Here is a 19,841-nt window from a genome sequence, read left to right as displayed (position 1 = left end):
CCATGGGCCGCCTTTTTGGGTTTGTTTGCGCTTACTTGAGCAGGCCTTCAGCCTTCATGGCCGCTTGCACGGCAGGGCGGGCCGCCACGCGCGCATGCCAGGCCTGCAGGTTGGCATGGGCCGAAAGGTCCAGCCCCGTGGGCTTGGCCCAGTTGGTGACGGTGAACAGGTAGCCGTCGGCCACGGTGAAGTGCTCGCCGGTGAGCCACTGCTTGCCGGCCAGCTGCTCGTCGAGCCACTGGTAGCGCGAGGCCAGCTTTTCCTTGGCCAGCGCCTTGGCTTCTTCGGGCATCTTGGGGTTGAACAGGGGGCTGAAGCCCTTGTGCATTTCGGTGCCGATGAAGTTCAGCCATTCCTGCAGGCGGTAGCGCGCCAGCGTGCCGTTGGCCGGCGCCAGGTTCTTGGTCGGCGCCAGGTCGGCGATGTACTGCACGATGGCCGGGCCTTCGCGCAGGCGGGTGCCGTCGTCCAGTTCGAGCAGCGGCACATAGCCCAGCGGGTTGATGGTGTAGTAGTCCGTGCCATCCTGCAGCTTGTGCGACTTGGTGCTGGCCAACACGGTTTCGCAGGCAATGCCGGCCTCCTGCAGCGCGATATGAGGCGAGAGCGAACAGGCGCCGGGCGAGTAGTACAGCTTCATGGACAGGGATCCTTGGGTTTGGATGATGAAAGCGTCGCGCAGGCCCGCGGGCATACGGGCATGCGGCAGGGCGAATGTAGCGGTTTGCCCGTGCCCTCGCGCCGGCAGGGCTGATGGATGCGGCGCGCGATGCCACGGCCGTGGGAGGGCGTCCTACGGGGCGCCGCGCGCGCTGCCGATGCGGCCTGGCCGGACGCACTTCTAAGGTCCCAGTCAGCCCGGCGATCCTTGCTGCGGCATTGCTTTGAAGGAGTGTTGACATGCTCAAGTACGCACTGGTTTTTGCGCTGATCGCCCTGGTGGCTGGCGCTCTGGGTTTTGGCGGCATCGCGGCCGGTGCGGCCGGCATCGCCAAGCTGCTCTTCGGCCTCTTCCTGGTGCTGGCGGTGGTCTTCGTGGTGCTGGCCCTGCTGGGCGTGGGCGCGGTGAAGCGGGCGTTGGACTGAGGACGCAGCCGCCTGCGCCACTGGCCGCAGGCGGGGCGGGCCTGGGGCCGCCGCTCCCTGCGGCATTGCCCATCTTTTAAGCAAAGAGACGGGGCGCCGACTAAAATCGGCGCCCTTTGTTGCGCATGCGCGCACCCCTTCTTTGCCGCGCCGGATTGGGCTGTTCCGGCGGCGCCAGGCCTTGGGCCCGACCTCACATGCTTTATCCCGAAGAATTCGACGTCATCGTCGTTGGCGGCGGCCATGCCGGCACCGAAGCGGCGCTGGCCTCCGCGCGCATGGGCGCGAAGACGCTGCTGCTGACCCACAACATCGAAACCCTGGGCCAGATGAGCTGCAACCCCAGCATCGGCGGCATCGGCAAGGGGCACCTGGTCAAGGAAGTGGACGCGCTGGGCGGCGCCATGGGCATCGCCACCGACGAGGCGGGCATCCAGTTCCGCATCCTCAACAGCAGCAAGGGCCCGGCCGTGCGCGCCACGCGGGCCCAGGCCGACCGCATCCTCTACAAGGCCGCCATCCGCCGCCGGCTGGAGAACCAGCCCAACCTGATGCTGTTCCAGCAGGCCGTGGACGACCTGATGGTGGAGGGCGATCGCGTGGTGGGCGCGGTGACGCAGGTGGGCATCGCCTTTCGCGCGCGCACCGTGGTGTTGACCGCGGGCACCTTCCTGGACGGTCGCATCCATGTGGGCCTGGACAACTACCAGGCCGGCCGCGCCGGCGATCCGCCGGCCGTGAGCCTGTCGGCGCGCCTGAAGGAGCTGAAGCTGCCCCAGGGCCGGTTGAAGACCGGCACGCCGCCGCGGCTGGACGGCCGCAGCATCGACTTTTCCAAGTGCACCGAGCAGCCCGGCGACGGCATGCCCGGTGGCGGCAGCCCGGTGATGCCGGTGTTCAGCTTCATGGGCAACGCCGCCATGCATCCGCAGCAGATGCCCTGCTGGATCACGCACACCAACGCGCGCACGCACGACATCATCCGCTCGGGCTTCGACCGCAGCCCCATGTTCACGGGCAAGATCGAAGGGGTGGGGCCGCGCTATTGCCCCAGCGTGGAAGACAAGATCAACCGCTTTGCCGACAAGGACAGCCACCAGATCTTCCTGGAGCCCGAGGGGCTGACCACGCACGAGTACTACCCGAACGGCATTTCCACAAGCCTTCCCTTCGACATCCAGTACGCGCTGGTGCGCTCCATGCCCGGCCTGGAGAACGCCCACATCCTGCGGCCCGGCTACGCCATCGAGTACGACTACTTCGACCCGCGCGGCCTCAAGAGCAGCTTTGAGACGCGTGCGATCCAGGGCTTGTTCTTCGCCGGCCAGATCAACGGGACGACGGGCTACGAAGAAGCCGCCGCGCAGGGCCTGTTCGCCGGCATCAACGCCGCGCTGCAGTGCCGCGGCGAAGAGGCCTGGATGCCGCGCCGCGACGAGGCCTACCTGGGCGTGCTGGTGGACGACCTGATCACCAAGGGTGTGACCGAGCCCTACCGCATGTTCACCAGCCGGGCCGAGTTCCGGCTCCAGCTGCGCGAAGACAACGCCGACATGCGGCTGACCGAAGTGGGGCGCAAGCTGGGCCTCGTGGACGATGCGCGCTGGGACGCCTTCAGCCGCAAGCGAGATGCTGTTTCACGTGAAACAGAACGCCTCAAGGCCACCTGGGTGAACCCTCGCAACCTGCCGGCCAGCGAATCGGAACGCGTGCTGGGCAAGGCCATCGAGCACGAATACAACCTGGGCGACCTGCTGCGCCGCCCCAATGTCAGCTACGAGGCGCTGCTGTCGCTGGACGGCGGCAAGTACCAGCCCGAGCAACCTCTGAGCGCCGATGCCGTGGAGCAGGTGGAGATCGCCGCCAAGTACGCGGGCTACATCGACCGCCAGCACGAAGAGGTGCAACGCGCCGCGCACTATGAAAGCCTGCGCCTGCCCGAAGAGCTGGACTACGCTCAGGTGACGGCGCTGAGCATCGAGGTGCGTCAGAAGCTGGCGCGCCAGCGCCCCGAAACGCTGGGCCAGGCTTCGCGCATTTCTGGTGTGACGCCCGCGGCGATCTCGCTGCTGCTGATCCACCTGCGCAAGGGTGGCTACAAGGCTTTCCAGACGACCGCCGCGCCTGCGCCCGCCACTGCCGAAAGCGCCGCATGAGCGTCGTGCAGCAAGAAGAGCAGGGCGCGCAGAGCATGCAGTTGCGCCAGGGCGCCCAGGCGCTGGGCCTGACGCTGGACGAGCAGCAGGTGCAGCGTTTGCTGCACTACGGCGCGCTCATCCTCAAGTGGAACAAGGTTTACAACCTCACGGCGCTGCGCGACCCGGCCGCCGTGCTGACCCACCATCTGCTCGACAGCCTGGCGGCCGTGCCGCCGCTGACGCGCGCGCGCCCGGGCGCCACCCGCCTGCTCGACGTGGGCGCCGGCGCCGGCCTGCCCGGGGTGGTGATCGCCATCCTGCGCCCGGATGTGGAGGTGCATTGCCTGGACGCCGTGGCCAAAAAGATGGCCTTCGTGCAGCAGGTTGCTTCGGAACTGAAGCTGAGCAACCTGCGCGGCGTGCATGCGCGTGTGGAAAGCTGGACGGGTGCCTACGACATCATCAGCTCGCGCGCTTTTGCCTCGCTGCCTGACTTCTTCAATGGCTCCAGGCACCTGTTGGCCGAGGGCGGGCTGTGGCTCGCCATGAAGGGCAAAAGCCCGCAGGACGAGCTGGCGGCCTTGCGCGAGGCAGCATCGGGCGTGGATGTGTTTCACGTGGAACAACTGCAGGTGCCGGGCCTGGAGGCCGATCGCTGCATCGTCTGGGCACGGCCCGCGCAAGCCTCCTAGAGACTCTGCCCCGGCCCGGTGCTCACACAAAGAAGCGCAGTCGGCGCCTGCGTGCGGATGCCTCGCTTAGACTCCGGCCTCTCTTTGTCTTATGGGCGGAGTCCTTCCATGTTCGGTATCTCCGACTACGGCGCCTTTGTGGTGGCCGTGATCGTCTTTCTCGCCATCCCCGGGCCCGGCAACCTGGCGCTGGTCACCTCCACCAGCAAGGGTGGCATCCGGGGCGGCCTGGCGGCCACCCTGGGCTGCATTTCGGGCGATCAGGTGCTGCTGTGGGCCGCCGTGGCTGGCGTGGCCGGGCTGCTGGCCGCCAACCCGGCGGTGTTCCATGCCGTGCAGTGGCTGGGCGCCGCCTACCTGGCCTGGCTGGGCCTGAAGATGCTGCGCGCCAAGCCCGGCGCCGCGCCCGTGCTGCAGATCCAGCCCCGCCAGTACTTCCGCCAGACCCTGGCCATCACGCTGCTCAACCCCAAGGCCATCGTGTTCTACATGGCCTTCTTCCCGCTGTTCATCGACCCGGCCCGGCACCAGGGCCTGCGCACCTTCGGCGTGATGGCCTTGACCATCGCCGCGCTGACCTTCCTGTACGGCCTGGGCGCCACCTTGCTGACGCACTTCCTGGCCGAGCGTGTGCGGGCGAATCCGCGCATTGCCGCGCGGCTGGAGAAGCTTGCAGGCGTGTTCCTGCTGGGCTTTGGCATCAAGCTGGCGCTGGGCCGCTGAAAGAGGGAAGAGGGCACATGGCAAGAATTTTCTGCATCGCCAACCAGAAGGGTGGCGTCGGCAAGACCACCACCACCGTCAACCTGGCCGCCGGCCTGGCCAAGGTCGGCCAGCGCGTGCTGATGATCGACCTGGACCCGCAGGGCAACGCCACCATGGGTTCGGGCATCGACAAGCGCGAGGCCGAACTCACCGTCTATGACGTGCTGCTGGAATCGGCGTCGGTGGCCGAGGCGCGGGTGCGCGCCGAGCAGTGCGGCTACGACGTGCTGGCCGCCAACCGCGAACTGGCGGGCGCCGAGGTCGAGATGGTGGCGCTGGACCGCCGCGAGAAGCGCCTGCGCACCGCGCTGGCCGCGGTGGGCGCCGAGTACGACTTCGTGCTCATCGACTGCCCGCCGTCGCTGAGCCTGCTCACCCTCAACGGCCTGTGCGCCGCCCATGGCGTGATCGTGCCCATGCAGTGCGAGTACTTCGCGCTCGAAGGCCTGACGGACCTGGTCAACACCATCAAGCAGGTCCACGCCAACCTCAACAAGAACCTGTCCATCATCGGCCTGCTGCGCGTGATGTTCGACCCGCGCATCACCTTGCAGCAGCAGGTCAGCGAGCAGCTCAAGGCCCACTTCGGCCCCAAGGTGTTCGACACCGTCATCCCGCGCAACGTGCGCCTGGCCGAGGCGCCCAGCTACGGGCTGCCCGGCGTGGTGTTCGACGGCGCCGCGCGCGGCAGCCAGGCCTATGTGGCCTTTGCCGAAGAACTGGTGCGCAAGATGCCCCCGGCCAGTGCCGTGGCCGCCGCGGCCGAGGCACCACCGCCGCCGCCCGTGGTGACGCCCGCCGCCGCACCTGCCGCGGCCGCCACGGGAGAGGCCGACGCATGAGTGTTGCGCAGCCCCGCGTGCTGCTGCTGCCCGGCTGGCAGAACAGCGGCCCCGGCCATTGGCAAAGTCGCTGGGAGGCGCTGCATGGCGACCATCGCGTCGAGCAGCACGACTGGCTGCGCCCGCTGCGCGGCGACTGGTCGGCCCGGCTCGAAGAAGAGCTGCTGGCATCGCCGGCGCCCGTGCTGTTGGCGGCCCACAGCCTGGGCTGCATCCTGGTCGCGGCCTGGGCCGCGCACTCGCGCAACACCCACAAGGTCCTCGGTGCGCTGCTGGTCGCCCCGGGCGACGTGGAGCGAGACGACCTGCGCCAGCAGATTCCGGGCTGGTCGCCCATCGCGCGCCAGCGCCTGCCTTTTGCGGCCACGCTGGTGGGCTCCACCAACGACCCCTATTGCGAGGCCGAGCGGGCGCAGGCGATGGCCCGGGCCTGGGGCGCGCATTTCATCAACCTTGGCCCCTCGGGCCACATCAATGCCGAGTCCGGCCTGGGCGACTGGGCTCAGGGCCGCCAATGGCTGCAGGCATTGACGACGACGACCACCACCACCACCGTGAAGAAAGGGGCTTGATGGCCACCAAGAAACCAAAGGGACTGGGCCGCGGGCTCGAAGCATTGCTGGGCCCCGCCAGCAGCGGCAGCAACCAGGACGACGGTGGCTTGACGGTAGGCATGGACGAGGAGGGCGGTGCACAGACCGGCCGCGCAGCCGCGCGCGACGGTGCGCCCAGCACCCTCAAGCTCGACCAGATGGTGCCCGGCGTCTACCAGCCGCGCACCCGCATGGACGAAGGCGCGCTGTATGAACTGGCCGAAAGCATCAAGGCGCAGGGCATCATGCAGCCGATCCTGGTGCGGCGCCTGGACGCGGAGCAGGCGGCGGCCAAGAACGCCGCCTACGAAATCATCGCGGGCGAACGGCGCTTCCGTGCCGCCGCGCTGGCAGGCCTGGATGAAGTGCCCGTGCTGGTGCGCGACGTGCCCAACGAGGCCGCCGCGGCCATGTCGCTGATCGAGAACATCCAGCGAGAAGACCTCAACCCGCTCGAAGAGGCCCAGGGCCTGCAACGGCTGGTCAACGAGTTTGGGCTCACTCACGAAGCTGCGGCCCAGGCCGTGGGGCGCTCGCGCAGCGCCGCCAGCAACCTGCTGCGCCTGCTCAACCTGGCCGAGCCGGTCCAGGGCATGCTGATGGCCGGCGACGTGGACATGGGCCATGCGCGCGCGCTGCTCGCGCTGGACCGCGCCGCCCAGATCACGGCCGCCAACCAGATCGTGGCCAAGAAGCTGTCGGTGCGTGAGACCGAAGGCCTGGTCAAGAAGCTGGCGGCGGAATTCAGCCTCACGCCTTCGCGCCAGCCCGCGCGGGCCGAGAAATCGCGCGACCTGCAGCGTGTGGAAGAAGAGCTGGCCGACCTGTTGATGGCCACGGTGGAAGTGCGCATCAAGAAGCGCAGCAAGCGCGCGGGCAAGCTGGAAGAAAGCGGCGAGCTGGCCATCCATTTCGGCTCGCTCGATGCGCTCAACGGCCTGATCGACCGCCTGCGCGGCCCGGTGGCCGACTGAGCGGAGCCCTCCGCGGAGGGCTCAAAAAAAAAGAGGCCCGACATGCCAGTGCATGTCGGGCCTCTGCATTCAGGCGCCTCCCAGGCCCAACCCGGACCTCATTCACAGGCGGAGCCCGCCTGAGTGCCGGGGCGGCCTTGAATTACAGCGCAGCCTGGCTGGTGGCAGCCGGGTTGTTCTGCAAGGTGGCCGGAATCTGGCTGTCCGCGAAGGACGAGCGATTCAGGTTCTGGGTGCTGTCGTGGGCAGCGGCAACGGCTTCAGCCTGCACGGCGGCGCGGGTACGGGGGTTGGCCGGGGCGCTCAGTGCGACCGAGCTGCTGTTGATGTTCTGGTTCGGTGCATGGGCGGCGGCAACGGCCTGGGCTTGCACTTCAGCGCGGCTCAGCTGGCCCTGGAAGTCCAGCACGCCTTGGTACTGCTCGGCGTGTGCAGCGCCCGTCAGGGCGGCGAAGGACAGGGCGGCAACAGCAAAAATCTTCGAGGTCTTCATGGTTCTACTCCAATGCGATAAGCGGTTTGAACAGAGCGGAGACAGGCAGGATCGCGGGTCTCTCGCTTCGGGTCTGCGTTCAATCGCTGGCCCGTGAGATGAATTGTGCGCCGATCGACTAGGTGTAAACCCTTGAGTTTCTGAACAGGCTGTTCCCGCTATGGAAACAATCCATCGGTCAGGGCCTACATGTGTGCCGTATTGGAATCGGGCGCAGGACAGGCGCCACCGCCCTCCGATGTATGCCCTCGGCCCGCCTTTCGACCGATGCCGCCCCACGCAGCGCGCGGATAGCCTCGCAGCCTGTTTTGAACAAGGGGAAAGCCATGTCCAGTCCTTTCACACGCACCGCCCTGGCTGCAGCGCTGGGCGCGCTGGCGCTCACGGGCTGCCAGACCACCGACATGCAGATGGGCAGCATGGGCGCCAAGACCGTGGCCACGGGCAGCGCGGCGGGCTCGGCCTCGGCCAATGCCAGCAGCCAGCTGGAGCGCTGCGAATCGCCGCTGGGCACGGTCTCGCTGGTGGAAAACGTCAACGCCGGCTGGTACACGGTGCTGACGGGCCAGTACCGCCTGCCGCCCACGGCCAACCTGCTGCGTCTGCTGGTGCAGCAGTCCAACTGCTTCGTGGTGGTGGAGCGTGGCGCCGCGGGCATGGGCGCGATGCAGCGCGAGCGCGCGATCATGCAGTCGGGCGAGATGCGGGCCGGCAGCAACTTCGGCCGCGGCCAGATGGTGGCATCGGACTACGCGCTGTCGCCCGAAATCATCTTCAGCAACAGCGACGCAGGCGGCATCGGCGGCGCGCTGGGTGGCCTGGTGGGCGGCAACCGGGGCCGTGCGCTGGCCACCATCGGCGGCAACATGCAGACCAAGGAAGCCGCAGCCATGCTCACGCTGGTGGACAACCGCTCGGGCGTGCAGGTTGCGGCTTCGGAGGGCAGCGCTTCCAAGATGGACTTCGGCGCCTTCGGCTCGGTCTTTGGCAGCCGCGCGGGCGGCTCGCTGGGCGGCTATTCCAACACTGCGCAGGGCAAGGTGATCTCGGCCGCCTTCATGGACGCCTTCAACCAGATGGTGCTGTCGCTGCGCAACTACCAGGCGCAGACCGTGCGCGGCCAGGGCCTGGGCGGCGGCGGGCGCCTGGGCGTGGACGGCGGCGTGGCGCCTTCGCAGACCTCGGTGCCGGCCGAGCCGCGCCGCAGGAGGTAAGCGCAGGCAGGAAGCAGGGTGTGCGCCTTCTTCCTGCCGCAAACACGACGGTCCGTCTCTTCGCAATGACCCCCGAGTCGAAAGTCGAAGGCAATTCATTTCACTCCACACGGAGCATCTTGTGGCAGAACCCAATACCCTTGACCCGGAGACCGCAGCAGCGGCTCGGGCCATGTTCGACTACGACATCGCGCTGATCCAGCAGTCGAGCATCGGCAAGACCACGCAGGGCAAGGAGATCGTCGAACTCCTCAAGGCTTTCAACAAGGCTGGCCGCATCAAGTACACAGAGATGGAAGAGCGAGCCGCTTGGGACGGCACCGACATTCTTGTGAACGTCAATTACCTCGGCAAAGTCTTCATCACAACTTGCGAGCTGGTACATGAAGCCGCGCACGCACTTTGGCGCAAGAAGAACCCCACCAAAGTGATGACGCAGATCGAAATCGACAGCGAAGAAAGGGACGCACGCATCGTGCAGGCCAAGGTTTATGTTTGGCTGCGCACATCCAAAAAAGCACCGGTTGATAGCGATCTTGAGAACCGGTTGACGGATCTAGGCGTGGCGTATCCCGAGGGCGCGAAGCGTTGAGCGTCCGCGCCTGCAATCGGGTTTGGCTCGCCATCAACCCAAGCTGAAGATCTTGCCCGGGTTCATGATGTTCTTCGGGTCCAGCGCGCGCTTGATGGTGCGCATGAGGTCGATGGCGCCCGCGCCGGCCTCGTCCACGAGGAAGCCCATCTTGTGCAGGCCCACGCCGTGCTCGCCGGTGCAGGTGCCTTCAAGCGCGATGGCGCGCGCCACCAGCGCGTGGTTGAGCTGCTCGGCCTTCTCGCGCTCGGCAGGGTCGTCGGGGTCGATCAGGTAGCCGAAGTGGAAGTTGCCGTCGCCCACGTGGCCCACCAGGAAGTAGGGGATGCCGCTGGCGTCCACCTCGGCCACCGAGTCGAGCAGGCAGTCGGCCAGGCGCGAGATGGGCACGCAGGTGTCGGTGCTGATCGCGCGGCAGCCCGGGCGCGAGGCGATGGCCGCGAAGAAGCTGTTGTGCCGCGCGGTCCACAGGCGCGTGCGCTCCTCGGGCGTGCTGGCCCATTCGAAGGCATTGCCGCCATGACCGCTGGCGATCTCCTGCACCGTCTCGGCCTGCTCCTTCACGCCGGCCGGCGAGCCGTGGAACTCCATCAGCAGCATCGGCTCCTCGCGCAGGCTGAGCTTGCTGTAGGCGTTGACCATGCGCACCGTGTTCACGTCGATCAGCTCCACGCGTGCGATGGGCACGCCCAACTGGATGGTCTCGATGGTGGTGCGCACGGCGGCCTCGATGCTCGGGAACGAGCAGATGGCGGCCGACACCGCTTCAGGCAGCGGATAGATGCGCAGCGTGACCTCGGTCACCACGCCCAGCGTGCCTTCGCTGCCCACGAAAAGGCGCGTGAGGTCGTAGCCGGCCGAGGACTTCTTGGCCCGCGTGCCGGTGCGCACCACTTCACCGCTGGCCGTCACCACTTCGAGCGCGAGCACGTTCTCGCGCATGGTGCCGTAGCGCACCGCGTTGGTCCCGCTGGCGCGCGTGGCCGTCATGCCGCCGATGGAGGCATCGGCGCCCGGGTCGATCGGAAAGAACAGGCCGGTGGACTTGATTTCCTCGTTGAGCTGCTTGCGCGTGACGCCAGGCTGCACCGTGACCGTGAGGTCGTCGGCGTTCACGGACAGCACGCGGTTCATGCGCGAGACGTCGATGCTGATGCCGCCCTGCACGGCCAGCAGATGGCCTTCGAGCGAGGAGCCGGCGCCGAAGGGAATGACCGGCACCTCGTGCTGGCTGGCCAGCTTCAACGCATCGGCCACGTCCTGCGTGCCTTCGGCGAAGACCACGGCCGCGGGCGGCGGCACCTCGGTGTAGGAGGACTCGTCTCGCCCGTGCTGCTCGCGCACGGCCATGGCCGTGGAACACTGCGCGCCGAAGCGCGCCTGCAGGGCGGCGATCAGCGCTTCGGGCACCGGTCGCGGGGCGATCTCGGGCCGCACGTGGGCCAGGGAAGTGGGGGCGTTCATGGCAGTCTCCAGCAGGGCCCGCGGCGCTGGCTGTTCCAGGGGCGTCGGGCGGTTGACGATTCTAAGAACGTGTTGACGATCTCACAGGGTCTCGCAGCGGCTGGCCGGCCCGGCCTGCGCCTATGATCCGCGGCGATGAACGCACACGCCAGCCCTCCGAAGGACCCGGCAGCCCGGGTCCAGCTTCCGCATGCGCCCCTGCCTGCGTACTACGCCGACGAGGCGGAGCACACGCGCTACCTGCGTCGCATCTTCGATGACACGGCCGCCGACTACGACCGCATCGAACGCGTGCTGGCCCTGGGCAGCGGCCCCTGGTACCGGCGCATGGCCCTGCAGCGCGCGGGGCTGGCGGCGGGCGCGCAGGTGCTGGACGTGGGCATCGGCACTGGGCTGGTCGCGCGCGAGGCGCTGGCGCTCATCGGCCCCACGGGGCGCCTGACCGGCGTGGACCCCAGCCCCGGCATGATGGGCGAGGTGGCGCTGCCGGGCGTGGAACTGGTGGCCGGCCGTGCGGAGGCGCTGCCCCGGCCCGACGCCAGCGCCGACTTCCTGAGCATGGGCTACGCGCTGCGGCACATCTCCGACGTGGCCGCGGCCTTCGAGGAGTTCCATCGCGTGCTGCGCCCGGGCGGGCGGCTGCTGGTGCTGGAAATCAGCAAGCCCCAAAGCCGCTGGGGCGCGGCCCTGCTCAAGGGCTACATGCGCACGGTGGTGCCCGTCATCGCGCGCGTGGTGGCCCGCAAGAAGACGGCCACGCCCGAGCTGTGGCGCTTCTATTGGGACACCATCGAGGCCTGCATCCCACCCGAGCGCGTGATGCAGGCGCTGCGCGATGCCGGCTTCACGGACGTGAAGCGGCACGTGGAGCTGGGCGTGTTCTCCGAATACACCGCCACCAAGGCGGCGTGACGGGCGAGCTGCCCCTGTTCCTACACCGCGCGTGCTTCCGCACGCCTAGGATTGCCGCCACGGCCGATGCGCGCGCGCCGGGCTCGAAGGCGCACCGCCCGGCCTGCTGTGAAACCTTCACCAGGAGCCCCACCATGTCTGCATCTTCCCCACGTCCTGGCCTGATGGCCGCGGGCTTGCTGGCTGCAGCGTTCGCGCTGGGCGGCCTGCCCCTGCAGGCCGCGGCGCAGTCCATCCAGCGACCCCAGCGCGCGGCCACCCTTCCGCAGCCCTCCACCGACGGCCCGGTGCTGGGCGGCATCAAGAAAGGCACCGACGCCGCGGGCCGCGGCGTGGACCGCGCCGGCGACGCCACGCTCAGCGGCGTCAATCGCGCCGCCGACAGTGCCAGCCGCCCCGTGCGCAAGTTCGGCAACTGGCTGGGCGACAAGCTCGAGCGCGGGCCGGGTGCGGCTTCGCGGCGCGCCAACGAACGGGCCGCGGAGCGCCAGGCACCGTGAGAAAAATGCGGTGGCCACCTTTGTTGACCTTGCATGCGGCGCGCTTGCGAACTAAGTCACTGACAACTTGGCCCGGCCCGTGAGAGATTCGTGGCCTCGGTCTCTTGGGGGATTAGGGAAGTCAAAGTTCGGCAGAAGTCTCCTCGCCGAGCCCTTCGGGGCTTTCAAATGGCCCGCTGTTCGCGCAGCGGGCCTTTTTTCTTCCTGCTTTTTCTGCCCTGCGGCCAGGCCAGCGCGGCGCGCTCAGCGCCGCCGTGTGCCGCCTGCGGCGCCCTGGCCGCGCCAGTGCACGAACTCGTCCTCGTGGCATTCGATGTCCAGCTCCTGCACGCGCGCGAGCAGCCGCTCCTGCACTTCGCGCACGGCCTGGTTGTAGACGCTGGGCGCGATCTCCCGCAAAAAGAAGTTCAGCAGCGCGCCGGCCTGGATGTTGCCGATGCGCTGATCCAGCTCCTGCTCGAAATAGCGTTCGATGGACTGGACCGCCTGCTGGCGCGTTTCACGGGGGAGTTCGAGGGTCATGGGGTCAAGGGTGTGACGGAGGGCTGGCATGGCCTGGGACGCTGCGCGTGCGACAGGGCCTGCCGGCCCGCGCGCCTATGCTGGGCTTTTCCTGTGTCGCACCGCCTTCGCATGCCATGAACGAAATCGAGAAGAACACCCAGCCGCTGCTGCACGCCATCGGCTTTGACCGCCTGCTGCACAGCGACCCGCAGGGCGTGGCGCGGGTGCGCTTCGTGCCGCGGCCGGAGTTCGCGCACACCGAAGGCACCATCGTGCAGGGTGGCTTCATCACGGCCTGGCTGGACAACAGCATGGCCTTTGCCGTGGTCTCGCGCGAGAGCGGCGTGGGCCTGGCCTCGCTGGAGCTGAAGGTGAGCTTCCTGGAGCGCGTGGGCGTGGCGCCCGTGGAGGCCGAGGCGCGCGTGCTGCGCTGGGGCGGCAGCGTGGTCTTCCTGGAAGCCTCCCTGTTCGCACAGGACGGCCGGGTGCTGGCGCGCGCTTCGTCCACCGGCAAGCTGCTGCGGCCCCGCTGATCGGTCTGCGGGGCGCGGCCTACTTCTTCGGGCCGCCCGGCTGCAGCAGCTTGGCGGCCTGTTCCACGTTGTCCTGGATGCGCTGACGCACGATGTCGAAGGCTTCGGACTGCGACTTGGCCGCGACTTCGGCCAGCTCGCGCATGTCGTTGAGCGCCTGCTGGAAGGCCGACCGGCCCATCTCGTCGAGCTTGGACAGGTTGGCCGAAATGTCCTGGCCCTGCATGCCCGAAACGGTTTCCTGCCACTGCGTGATGGAGCTGCGCAGCATCTCGGTCTGCCGCTGCACCACCGTCTGCAGGCCCTGGTAGGAGCGCTTGTTGGCCTCGACCAGGGCCTCGATGTCCTTGCGGCCGTTTTCCATCAGGTTGGCGGCAGCGCCCGTGAGGTTCAGCGACTGCAGCCGTTCGGCCGCGCCCTGCAGGGTCTGCGACACCGCTTCCTGGAACTGGGCGGCCGCATCGGTGCTGCTGCCTGCGGGCGGGGTGCTGGTCTTGCGGGTGGCCATGGGGTCGGTCTCCTGAAGTTGAGGGGTGGATGCGGTGCATCGCCCATGCACGATACGCCGGCCGACCCGCAATGCAAAGCGCCCCGTCACGCGAGTGAGGGGCGCCAGGCCAGGGGGGAAAGAACGCGCCCGCGTTTCAGCGCGCGCCGGCGGCCGCCTCGGGCAGCTCGATCTTGATGTCCAGCACTTCGAGGTCGTCCTGCTTTTCCAGGTGCACCTTGATGTCTTCGGACTTGATGGCCACGTATTTGGAGATCACGGCCACCAGCTCGCGCTGCAGCTCGGGGAGGTAGTCGGGCCGCTTGCTGCTCAGGCTGGAGCGCTCGTGCGCCAGAATGATCTGCAGCCGGTCCTTGGCCACGCTGGCCGTTTTCTTCTTCTCGCCAAGCAGGAAGGAGAGAAAGGACATCGCCCTTACCTCCCGAACAGGCGCTTGAAGAAGCCGGGCTTCTCCGCCTCGATGAAGCGCATGGGCCGGTCTTCGCCCAGGAAGCGCGCCACCACGTCGCTGTAGGCCTCGGCCACGTCGGTGCCCTTGTCGTGGATGGCCGGAATGCCCTGGTTCGAGGCATTGAGCACGGTCTCTGACTCGGGGATCACGCCGATGAGCTGGATGCGCAGGATGTCCTGGATGTCCTCCAGCGACAGCATCTGGCCGTCGGCCACGCGGCCGGGGTTGTAGCGCGTGATCAGCAGGTGTTCCTTGATCGGCTCGCCGCCTTCCTTGGCCCGCTTGGTCTTGCTGCTGAGCATGCCCAGGATGCGGTCGGAGTCGCGCACCGAGGACACCTCGGGATTGGTCACGATCAGCGCCTCGTCGGCGAAGTGCATGGCCATCAGCGCGCCGGTCTCGATGCCCGCGGGCGAGTCGCAGATCACGAAGTCGAAGTCCATCTCGCGCAGCTCATTGAGCACCTTCTCCACGCCCTCCTGCGTCAGCGCTTCCTTGTCGCGCGTCTGCGAGGCGGCCAGCACGAACAGGTTGTCGCACTGCTTATCCTTTATCAGCGCCTGCTTGAGGTTGGCCTCGCCCTGGATCACGTTGATCAGGTCGTACACCACGCGGCGCTCGCAACCCATGATCAGGTCCAGGTTGCGCAGGCCCACGTCGAAGTCGATCACGGCCGTCTTCTTGCCGGCCAGGGCCAGCCCGGACGCAAAGCTCGCGCTGGTGGTCGTCTTGCCGACGCCACCCTTGCCCGAGGTCACCACCACGATTCTGGTCATTGCCTGAGTCCTTTTTCTCTGCTCTTCGATGATTGGTTGATTGTCCTGGAGCCGCTGCGCCTTTTTTTCAGGACGCGATGGCTTCCATCAGCAATTTGTCCTCGGCCAGGCGCACTTGCGCGGCCTTGCCCGCCACGCTGGCCGGCAGCGGCACTTCCGAGGTCCGGTAGATGCCCGCGATGGCGATCAGCTGTGCTTCCAGGCAGGTCGTGAAGATGCGCGCCTCGGTGTTGCCGCGCGCACCCGCGATGGCCTTGCCGCGCAGCGGCGCGTACACATGCACATGGCCGTCGGCGATCACCTCGGCGCCGAAGTTCACCACCTCGGTCACGATCACGTCGCCGCCGCGCGCATACACCTGCTGGCCCGATCGCAGCGGCCGGTCGATCAGCAGCGTGCCGCCGGCGGGCACCTGCACCTCGCGCACGATCTGCGGCTCGGGGCTGGGGGCGGGCGCGGGCGGGCGGCTCACGGGGGCCGCAGGCATGGCCGCAATGGCCAGGCCGGCGGCGCGCGCGGCCTGGGCATGGGCGGCATTGGCGCCCCGCACGGCCACGGGCTGGGTCTGGTGGCGCGCCAGCAGGGCTCGCAGGGCCGCGAAGTCCAGCGGCGCCTGCTGATCGGCTTCGCCGAGCTGCGACAGATCGATGACCATCGGCTCCTGCTCGAAGAAGTCGGGCGAGTCGGCCAACTGGGCGTCCAGCGCGCTGCGCAGCACGCCCAGGTCGCTGGTCTTGAGGATCACCGCAATCAGCGGCAGCGTCGCGCTCTTGAATTCGAACACCGCACGGGTGTGCGCGGCGGATGCATCGGTCATCGGAACGGGGGATTGGGAGATGGACGGACGGGGCAGGGCCCGGCCCAAAGCGCCCGAGTCTAACGGCCGCCTGGCGGCTCCCAGGGCCAAACAGGCGCCGGGCGGCGCTGTGCGGGCACAGCTGTTGCCAAGCGTTGCATCTTTGGCGCCCGCGGGGCCGGGCGCAGCGCCATGCGCCGCAGGCCGCATCGGCGTTTGTGCGGATGGGCCGGTGCGCGGCCCGCAGTACAAAGAGCAGCCCACCACACACAAACAGCAAGGCGCAGCGGCGCTTGCGCAAGAGGAGACCCGCACCGTGAAGCATCTCAGTGGGCTGGACGCCACCTTCCTGCATTTCGAGACCCCCGAAATGCCCATGCACGTGGGCTCGCTCAATGTGCTGGAGCTGCCCGACGACTACGAGGGCGACTTCTACGAAGACGCCAAGGCCTTCATGGCCAGCCGCATCCACCTGGCCGACGTGTTCACGCGCAAGCTCGCGCTGATGCCCTTCGACCTCTCCAATCCCGTGTGGGTCGAAGATGACGACGTGGACATCGACTACCACGTGCGGCATGTGACGCTGCCGCGGCCCGGCACCAACCGCCAGCTGCAGCAGTACGTGGCGCGGCTGCATTCCTCATTGATCGACCGCAGCCGGCCGATGTGGGAGTTCTACATCATCGACGGCCTCAAGAGCGGCCACGTGGCGCTCTACACCAAGGTGCATCACGCGGGCATCGACGGCCAGGCCGGCGTGGCGCTGGGCAAGGCCATCTTCGACCTGCAGCCCACGGGCCGCGTGGTCAAGCCGCCGCGCGAGAAGCCGCGCCGCGGCAGCTACCAGCTGGGCATGGCCGAACTGGCCAGCGCGGCCATGCGCAACACCGCCGCGCAGTACGTCAAGCTCTACAAGATGCTGCCGGCGCTGGGCAAGGCCATCAGCTCGCTGGCCACGCCCGGCGAGGCGCCCGGCGCCGGCGACCTGCGCGAGCTGGCCAAGCGCCTGGACATGCGCGCGCCACGCACGGCCTTCAACGTGGCCATCACCAACCAGCGCAGCTTTGCCGGCCGCACCATTCCGCTGGCCGACACCAAGGCCATCGCGCGCCACTTCGGCGTCTCGCTCAACGACGTGGTGCTGGCCACCGTGGCCGGCGCGCTGCGCCAGTACTTCAAGGACAGCAACGAGCTGCCCGAGCAGCCGCTGATCGCGGGCGTGCCCGTGAGCCTGCGCGAGGCCGGCGACGAAACCGCCAACAACCAGGCCAGCATGATGCTCGTGAGCCTGGCCACCGACATCAAGGACCCGCTGGAGCGGCTCAAGGCCATCAACAAGTCTTCCACCGCCTCCAAGGACACGGTCAACAAGTTCAGGGCCGTGATGTTCGACGACTTCCCGATGTTTGGCGCGCCCTGGCTCATGTCGGGCCTGGCTTCGGCCATCGGGCGCTCGGGGCTGGTCAATGCGCTGCCGCCGGCCACCAACGTCGCCATCTCCAACGTGGCCGGCGCGCCCTTCCCGATGTACTTCGCGGGGGCGCTGGTCAGCTGCTACTACCCGGTCTCCATCGCCAGCCACGGCTGCGCGCTCAACGTCACGGTGCAGAGCTACAACGGCCGCATGGACTACGGCCTGATCGGCTGCCGCCGCGCGGTGCCCGACATCACCGAGATCGGCGACTACATGCTGGTCGAGCACCAGACGCTGATGGCGCTGATGGACAAGGTGCCGCCCGTGCCCTTCGAGCCGAGCGCCGCCAAGGCGGCCGACGCTGCCATCCCCAGGGCCAAGATCGGCAACCTGGACCACGACACCGACGAGGTGCGCCGGCCTGCCGCGCCCGCAAGGGCTGCCAAGACGGCACCTGCGGCCAGGCGCAAGCCACCACCAGCAGCAGCAGCGCCCGCGCGGGCCGCAGCCGCGAAGAAGAAGCCCGGCGCCAAGCCCGCGGCCCAGGCAGCTGCCAAGCCCGCTGCGCGCAAGAAGGCCACCGCCAGGGCCACCAGCCGCTGACACCCGCGGCCAGGCCGTCGCCCCAGGAGAAGCCCGCCGGGTTCATGCCGGCGGGTTTCTTTTTGTTTCAGGTATTAGTTCCTCGCGGCCCGGGGAGGGGCCTCCTACATTCGCGCTTCCAAAAATACTCAGGAGGAAGGAATTCATGAAACGACTGCTCATCGCCTGCCTTGTCGCCGGCACCCTGACTGGCTGCGCCAGCATCTTCAACGGCACCACCCAGTCCGTCGTGCTCCACAGCGCGCCGCAGGAAGGCGCTGCCGTGAGCGTGACCAACCGCGCAGGTGAAACGGTGCACACGGGTACCACGCCCGTGACCCTCACGCTCAAGCGCGGCGCCGGCTACTTCAAGGGCGAGAGCTACACCATCCGCATGAAGAAGGAAGGCTTTGCGGACAAGGAAATCGTGCTGACCCCCACCGTCAGCGGCTGGTACTTCGGCAACCTCATGCTGGGCGGCCTGCTCGGCATGCTCGCGATCGATCCGGCCACTGGCGGCATGTACACCTTCCCCGACAGCGTCACCGGCACGCTCAACGCCGCCGGCACGCCGACCTCTTCGGCCGGCAGCCTGACCATCGTGTCGACCGACGCCCTGAGCCCCGAGCAGATGCGCCACGCGCGGCTGGTGGCGACGGCGCGCTGACCCTGAAGGGCGCCTGCTCAGGCGCCCTCAATCGCTCGTCAGGCGTTCTTGGCCCGGCCCAGCAGCGCCCACAGGATGATGGCGCCGAAGGTGGCGGTGCCGATGCCGCCCAGCGCGAACTCACCGAACTTCAGCGTGAACTCGCCCGTGCCCAGGATCAGCGTGATGGCAGCCACGATCAGGTTGCGGTTCTCGGAAAAATCGACCTTGTTGTCGACCCAGATCTTGGCGCCGGCCACGGCGATGAGGCCGAAGACCACGATCGACACGCCGCCCATCACCGGCAGCGGGATGGCCTGGATCAACGCGCCGAACTTGGGCGAGAAGCCCAGCACCAGCGCGATCACGGCCGCCACCACGAACACGGCCGTGGAGTAGATGCGCGTGGCCGCCATCACGCCGATGTTCTCGGCATAGGTGGTCACGCCGGTGCCGCCCGCGCTGCCGCTGACCACGGTGGCCACGCCGTCGGCGATGAAGGCCCGGCCCATCAGCGGGTCCAGGTTGCGGCCGGTCATGGCCGTCACGGCCTTGATGTGGCCCAGGTTCTCGGCCACGAGGATCACGGCCACCGGGGCGATCAGCAGCATCGCGTTGGCCTGGAACACCGGCGTGGTGAAGGTGGGTGCACCGAACCAGGCTGCGTTGGCGATGCCCGAGAAGTCCATCGGCTTGCCCAGGCCCATGCCGTTGGTCAGCACCGCGTACACCACGCTGGCCAGGATCAGGCCCACCAGGATCAGCAGGCGCTGCACCATGCCGCGCGTGAACACGGCCACCAGGCCCACGCACAGGAAGGTGACGGCCTGCATCCAGGCGTCGAAGTTGGTGGGCGCCATGTTCTTGATGGGCACGTGGGCCAGGTTCAGGCCGATCACCGCCACCACGGCGCCCGTGACCACCGGCGGCATGAAGCGCTCGATCCAGCCCGTGCCGATGGCCTGCACCAGCGCGCCGATGGCGATGTAGACCACGCCGCAGGCCACGATGCCGCCCAGCGCCACGCCCAGGTTGGCATTGGGCCCCTGGCCGCCATAGCCCGAAGCCGCGATCACCACGCCGATGAAGGCGAAGCTCGAGCCCAGGTAGCTGGGCACTTTCCCGCCCGTGATCAGGTAGAAGATCAGCGTGCCGATGCCGCTCATCAGAATCGCGATGTTGGGGTTGAAGCCCATCAGGATGGGCGCCAGCACCGTGGCGCCGAACATGGCGATCACGTGCTGCACGCCCATTGCGGCGGTCTGCGGCCAGGGCAGGCGCTCGTCGGGCGCCACCACGGCACCGGGGGTCATGGCGACTTCGCGCCAGTTGAACAGGCTCATGGCTCTTCTCCTCGTTGTGTATC

At 68.1% G+C, this 19,841-nt stretch carries 23 protein-coding genes; 14 read left to right on the top strand and 9 right to left on the bottom strand.

Annotation, left to right across the window (positions count from 1 at the left end; all coding sequences use genetic code 11):
• Positions 1–31: 31 nt before the first annotated feature.
• Entirely contained in the window at positions 32–640 is a 609-nt protein-coding gene (gene gstA, locus PGB34_RS22405; protein WP_271430335.1) for a glutathione transferase GstA, read from the bottom strand.
• Between the two features lie 260 nt (positions 641–900).
• Between gstA and PGB34_RS22400 the strand changes: the two genes are divergently transcribed.
• From PGB34_RS22400 to PGB34_RS22370, 7 genes are all read left to right on the top strand, one after another.
• Positions 901–1,086, top strand: a complete 186-nt coding sequence (locus tag PGB34_RS22400; RefSeq protein WP_271430334.1) for a DUF1328 family protein — start codon at positions 901–903, stop codon at positions 1,084–1,086.
• Between the two features lie 197 nt (positions 1,087–1,283).
• Complete coding sequence (gene mnmG / locus PGB34_RS22395) at positions 1,284–3,242, top strand: tRNA uridine-5-carboxymethylaminomethyl(34) synthesis enzyme MnmG (protein WP_271430333.1); 1,959 nt, start codon at positions 1,284–1,286, stop codon at positions 3,240–3,242.
• Positions 3,239–3,916, top strand: a complete 678-nt coding sequence (gene rsmG / locus PGB34_RS22390; RefSeq protein WP_271430332.1) for a 16S rRNA (guanine(527)-N(7))-methyltransferase RsmG — start codon at positions 3,239–3,241, stop codon at positions 3,914–3,916. Before mnmG ends, rsmG begins: the two co-directional genes overlap by 4 nt.
• Positions 3,917–4,024: 108 nt before the next feature.
• Complete coding sequence (locus tag PGB34_RS22385; RefSeq protein ID WP_271430331.1) at positions 4,025–4,639, top strand: LysE family transporter; 615 nt, start codon at positions 4,025–4,027, stop codon at positions 4,637–4,639.
• Between the two features lie 17 nt (positions 4,640–4,656).
• Positions 4,657–5,523 (top strand): ParA family protein, encoded by an 867-nt coding sequence (locus PGB34_RS22380; RefSeq protein ID WP_271430330.1) that lies wholly within the window; start codon positions 4,657–4,659, stop codon positions 5,521–5,523.
• Positions 5,520–6,095 carry an RBBP9/YdeN family alpha/beta hydrolase gene (locus tag PGB34_RS22375; RefSeq protein WP_271430329.1) on the top strand — a complete coding sequence of 192 codons (576 nt, stop codon included), beginning with the start codon at positions 5,520–5,522 and terminating at the stop codon, positions 6,093–6,095. The genes PGB34_RS22380 and PGB34_RS22375 overlap by 4 nt, the downstream gene beginning before the upstream one ends.
• Positions 6,095–7,090, top strand: a complete 996-nt coding sequence (locus tag PGB34_RS22370; RefSeq protein ID WP_271430328.1) for a ParB/RepB/Spo0J family partition protein — start codon at positions 6,095–6,097, stop codon at positions 7,088–7,090. Before PGB34_RS22375 ends, PGB34_RS22370 begins: the two co-directional genes overlap by 1 nt.
• 142 nt (positions 7,091–7,232) lie before the next feature.
• On the opposite strand, the gene PGB34_RS22365 is transcribed toward PGB34_RS22370, so the two are convergent.
• Positions 7,233–7,583 carry an alpha/beta hydrolase gene (locus PGB34_RS22365; protein ID WP_271430327.1) on the bottom strand — a complete coding sequence of 117 codons (351 nt, stop codon included), beginning with the start codon at positions 7,581–7,583 and terminating at the stop codon, positions 7,233–7,235.
• Between the two features lie 326 nt (positions 7,584–7,909).
• On the opposite strand from PGB34_RS22365, the gene PGB34_RS22360 reads away from it, so the two are divergent.
• Together PGB34_RS22360 and PGB34_RS22355 are read left to right on the top strand one after the other, a co-directional pair.
• Entirely contained in the window at positions 7,910–8,797 is an 888-nt protein-coding gene (locus PGB34_RS22360) for a CsgG/HfaB family protein (RefSeq protein WP_271430326.1), read from the top strand.
• Positions 8,798–8,969: 172 nt separating this feature from the next.
• Positions 8,970–9,389: a hypothetical protein gene (locus PGB34_RS22355; protein ID WP_271430325.1), complete on the top strand. Its 420-nt coding sequence runs from the start codon at positions 8,970–8,972 to the stop codon at positions 9,387–9,389.
• A gap of 33 nt (positions 9,390–9,422) precedes the next feature.
• On the opposite strand, the gene PGB34_RS22350 is transcribed toward PGB34_RS22355, so the two are convergent.
• A complete protein-coding gene (locus tag PGB34_RS22350) occupies positions 9,423–10,853 on the bottom strand; it encodes an FAD-binding oxidoreductase (RefSeq protein WP_271430324.1) in 1,431 nt (476 codons plus the stop codon).
• 135 nt (positions 10,854–10,988) lie between these two features.
• Here PGB34_RS22350 and PGB34_RS22345 point away from each other — a divergent pair, with 135 nt between their 5' ends.
• Together PGB34_RS22345 and PGB34_RS22340 are read left to right on the top strand one after the other, a co-directional pair.
• Positions 10,989–11,765 (top strand): class I SAM-dependent methyltransferase, encoded by a 777-nt coding sequence (locus PGB34_RS22345; protein ID WP_271430323.1) that lies wholly within the window; start codon positions 10,989–10,991, stop codon positions 11,763–11,765.
• Positions 11,766–11,899: 134 nt separating this feature from the next.
• On the top strand, positions 11,900–12,265 hold the full coding sequence (locus PGB34_RS22340; protein WP_271430322.1) for a hypothetical protein: 366 nt from the start codon (positions 11,900–11,902) through the stop codon (positions 12,263–12,265).
• Between the two features lie 243 nt (positions 12,266–12,508).
• Here the strand turns inward: PGB34_RS22340 and PGB34_RS22335 are convergent, their stop codons facing one another.
• Positions 12,509–12,787: a DUF2164 domain-containing protein gene (locus tag PGB34_RS22335; protein WP_271430321.1), complete on the bottom strand. Its 279-nt coding sequence runs from the start codon at positions 12,785–12,787 to the stop codon at positions 12,509–12,511.
• A gap of 116 nt (positions 12,788–12,903) precedes the next feature.
• Between PGB34_RS22335 and PGB34_RS22330 the strand changes: the two genes are divergently transcribed.
• Entirely contained in the window at positions 12,904–13,302 is a 399-nt protein-coding gene (locus PGB34_RS22330) for a PaaI family thioesterase (RefSeq protein ID WP_271430320.1), read from the top strand.
• 19 nt (positions 13,303–13,321) lie between these two features.
• Here the strand turns inward: PGB34_RS22330 and phaP are convergent, their stop codons facing one another.
• From phaP to minC, 4 genes are all read right to left on the bottom strand, one after another.
• Entirely contained in the window at positions 13,322–13,810 is a 489-nt protein-coding gene (gene phaP / locus PGB34_RS22325) for a TIGR01841 family phasin (protein ID WP_271430319.1), read from the bottom strand.
• Positions 13,811–13,946: 136 nt separating this feature from the next.
• Positions 13,947–14,219, bottom strand: coding sequence for a cell division topological specificity factor MinE (gene minE, locus PGB34_RS22320; RefSeq protein ID WP_271430318.1), 273 nt, complete (start codon positions 14,217–14,219; stop codon positions 13,947–13,949).
• A 5-nt stretch (positions 14,220–14,224) separates the two neighbouring features.
• Positions 14,225–15,037 (bottom strand): septum site-determining protein MinD, encoded by an 813-nt coding sequence (minD, locus tag PGB34_RS22315; RefSeq protein ID WP_271430317.1) that lies wholly within the window; start codon positions 15,035–15,037, stop codon positions 14,225–14,227.
• 67 nt (positions 15,038–15,104) lie between these two features.
• Positions 15,105–15,854 (bottom strand): septum site-determining protein MinC, encoded by a 750-nt coding sequence (gene minC / locus PGB34_RS22310; RefSeq protein ID WP_271430316.1) that lies wholly within the window; start codon positions 15,852–15,854, stop codon positions 15,105–15,107.
• 295 nt (positions 15,855–16,149) lie between these two features.
• Here minC and PGB34_RS22305 point away from each other — a divergent pair, with 295 nt between their 5' ends.
• Both PGB34_RS22305 and PGB34_RS22300 read left to right on the top strand, forming a co-directional pair.
• Positions 16,150–17,850, top strand: a complete 1,701-nt coding sequence (locus tag PGB34_RS22305) for a WS/DGAT/MGAT family O-acyltransferase (protein ID WP_271430315.1) — start codon at positions 16,150–16,152, stop codon at positions 17,848–17,850.
• Positions 17,851–17,995: 145 nt separating this feature from the next.
• The gene (locus tag PGB34_RS22300) at positions 17,996–18,496 is read left to right on the top strand and encodes a putative periplasmic lipoprotein (protein WP_271430314.1); all 501 of its coding nucleotides are present in this window, start codon (positions 17,996–17,998) and stop codon (positions 18,494–18,496) included.
• A 38-nt stretch (positions 18,497–18,534) separates the two neighbouring features.
• On the opposite strand, the gene PGB34_RS22295 is transcribed toward PGB34_RS22300, so the two are convergent.
• Complete coding sequence (locus tag PGB34_RS22295; RefSeq protein ID WP_271430313.1) at positions 18,535–19,818, bottom strand: solute carrier family 23 protein; 1,284 nt, start codon at positions 19,816–19,818, stop codon at positions 18,535–18,537.
• Positions 19,819–19,841 lie beyond the last annotated feature (23 nt).

Origin of the sequence: Xenophilus arseniciresistens (assembly GCF_028023875.1) — a bacterium.
GTDB lineage: Bacteria > Pseudomonadota > Gammaproteobacteria > Burkholderiales > Burkholderiaceae_C > Xenophilus > Xenophilus arseniciresistens.
This window is presented reverse-complemented; position numbering and strand designations above follow the sequence as displayed.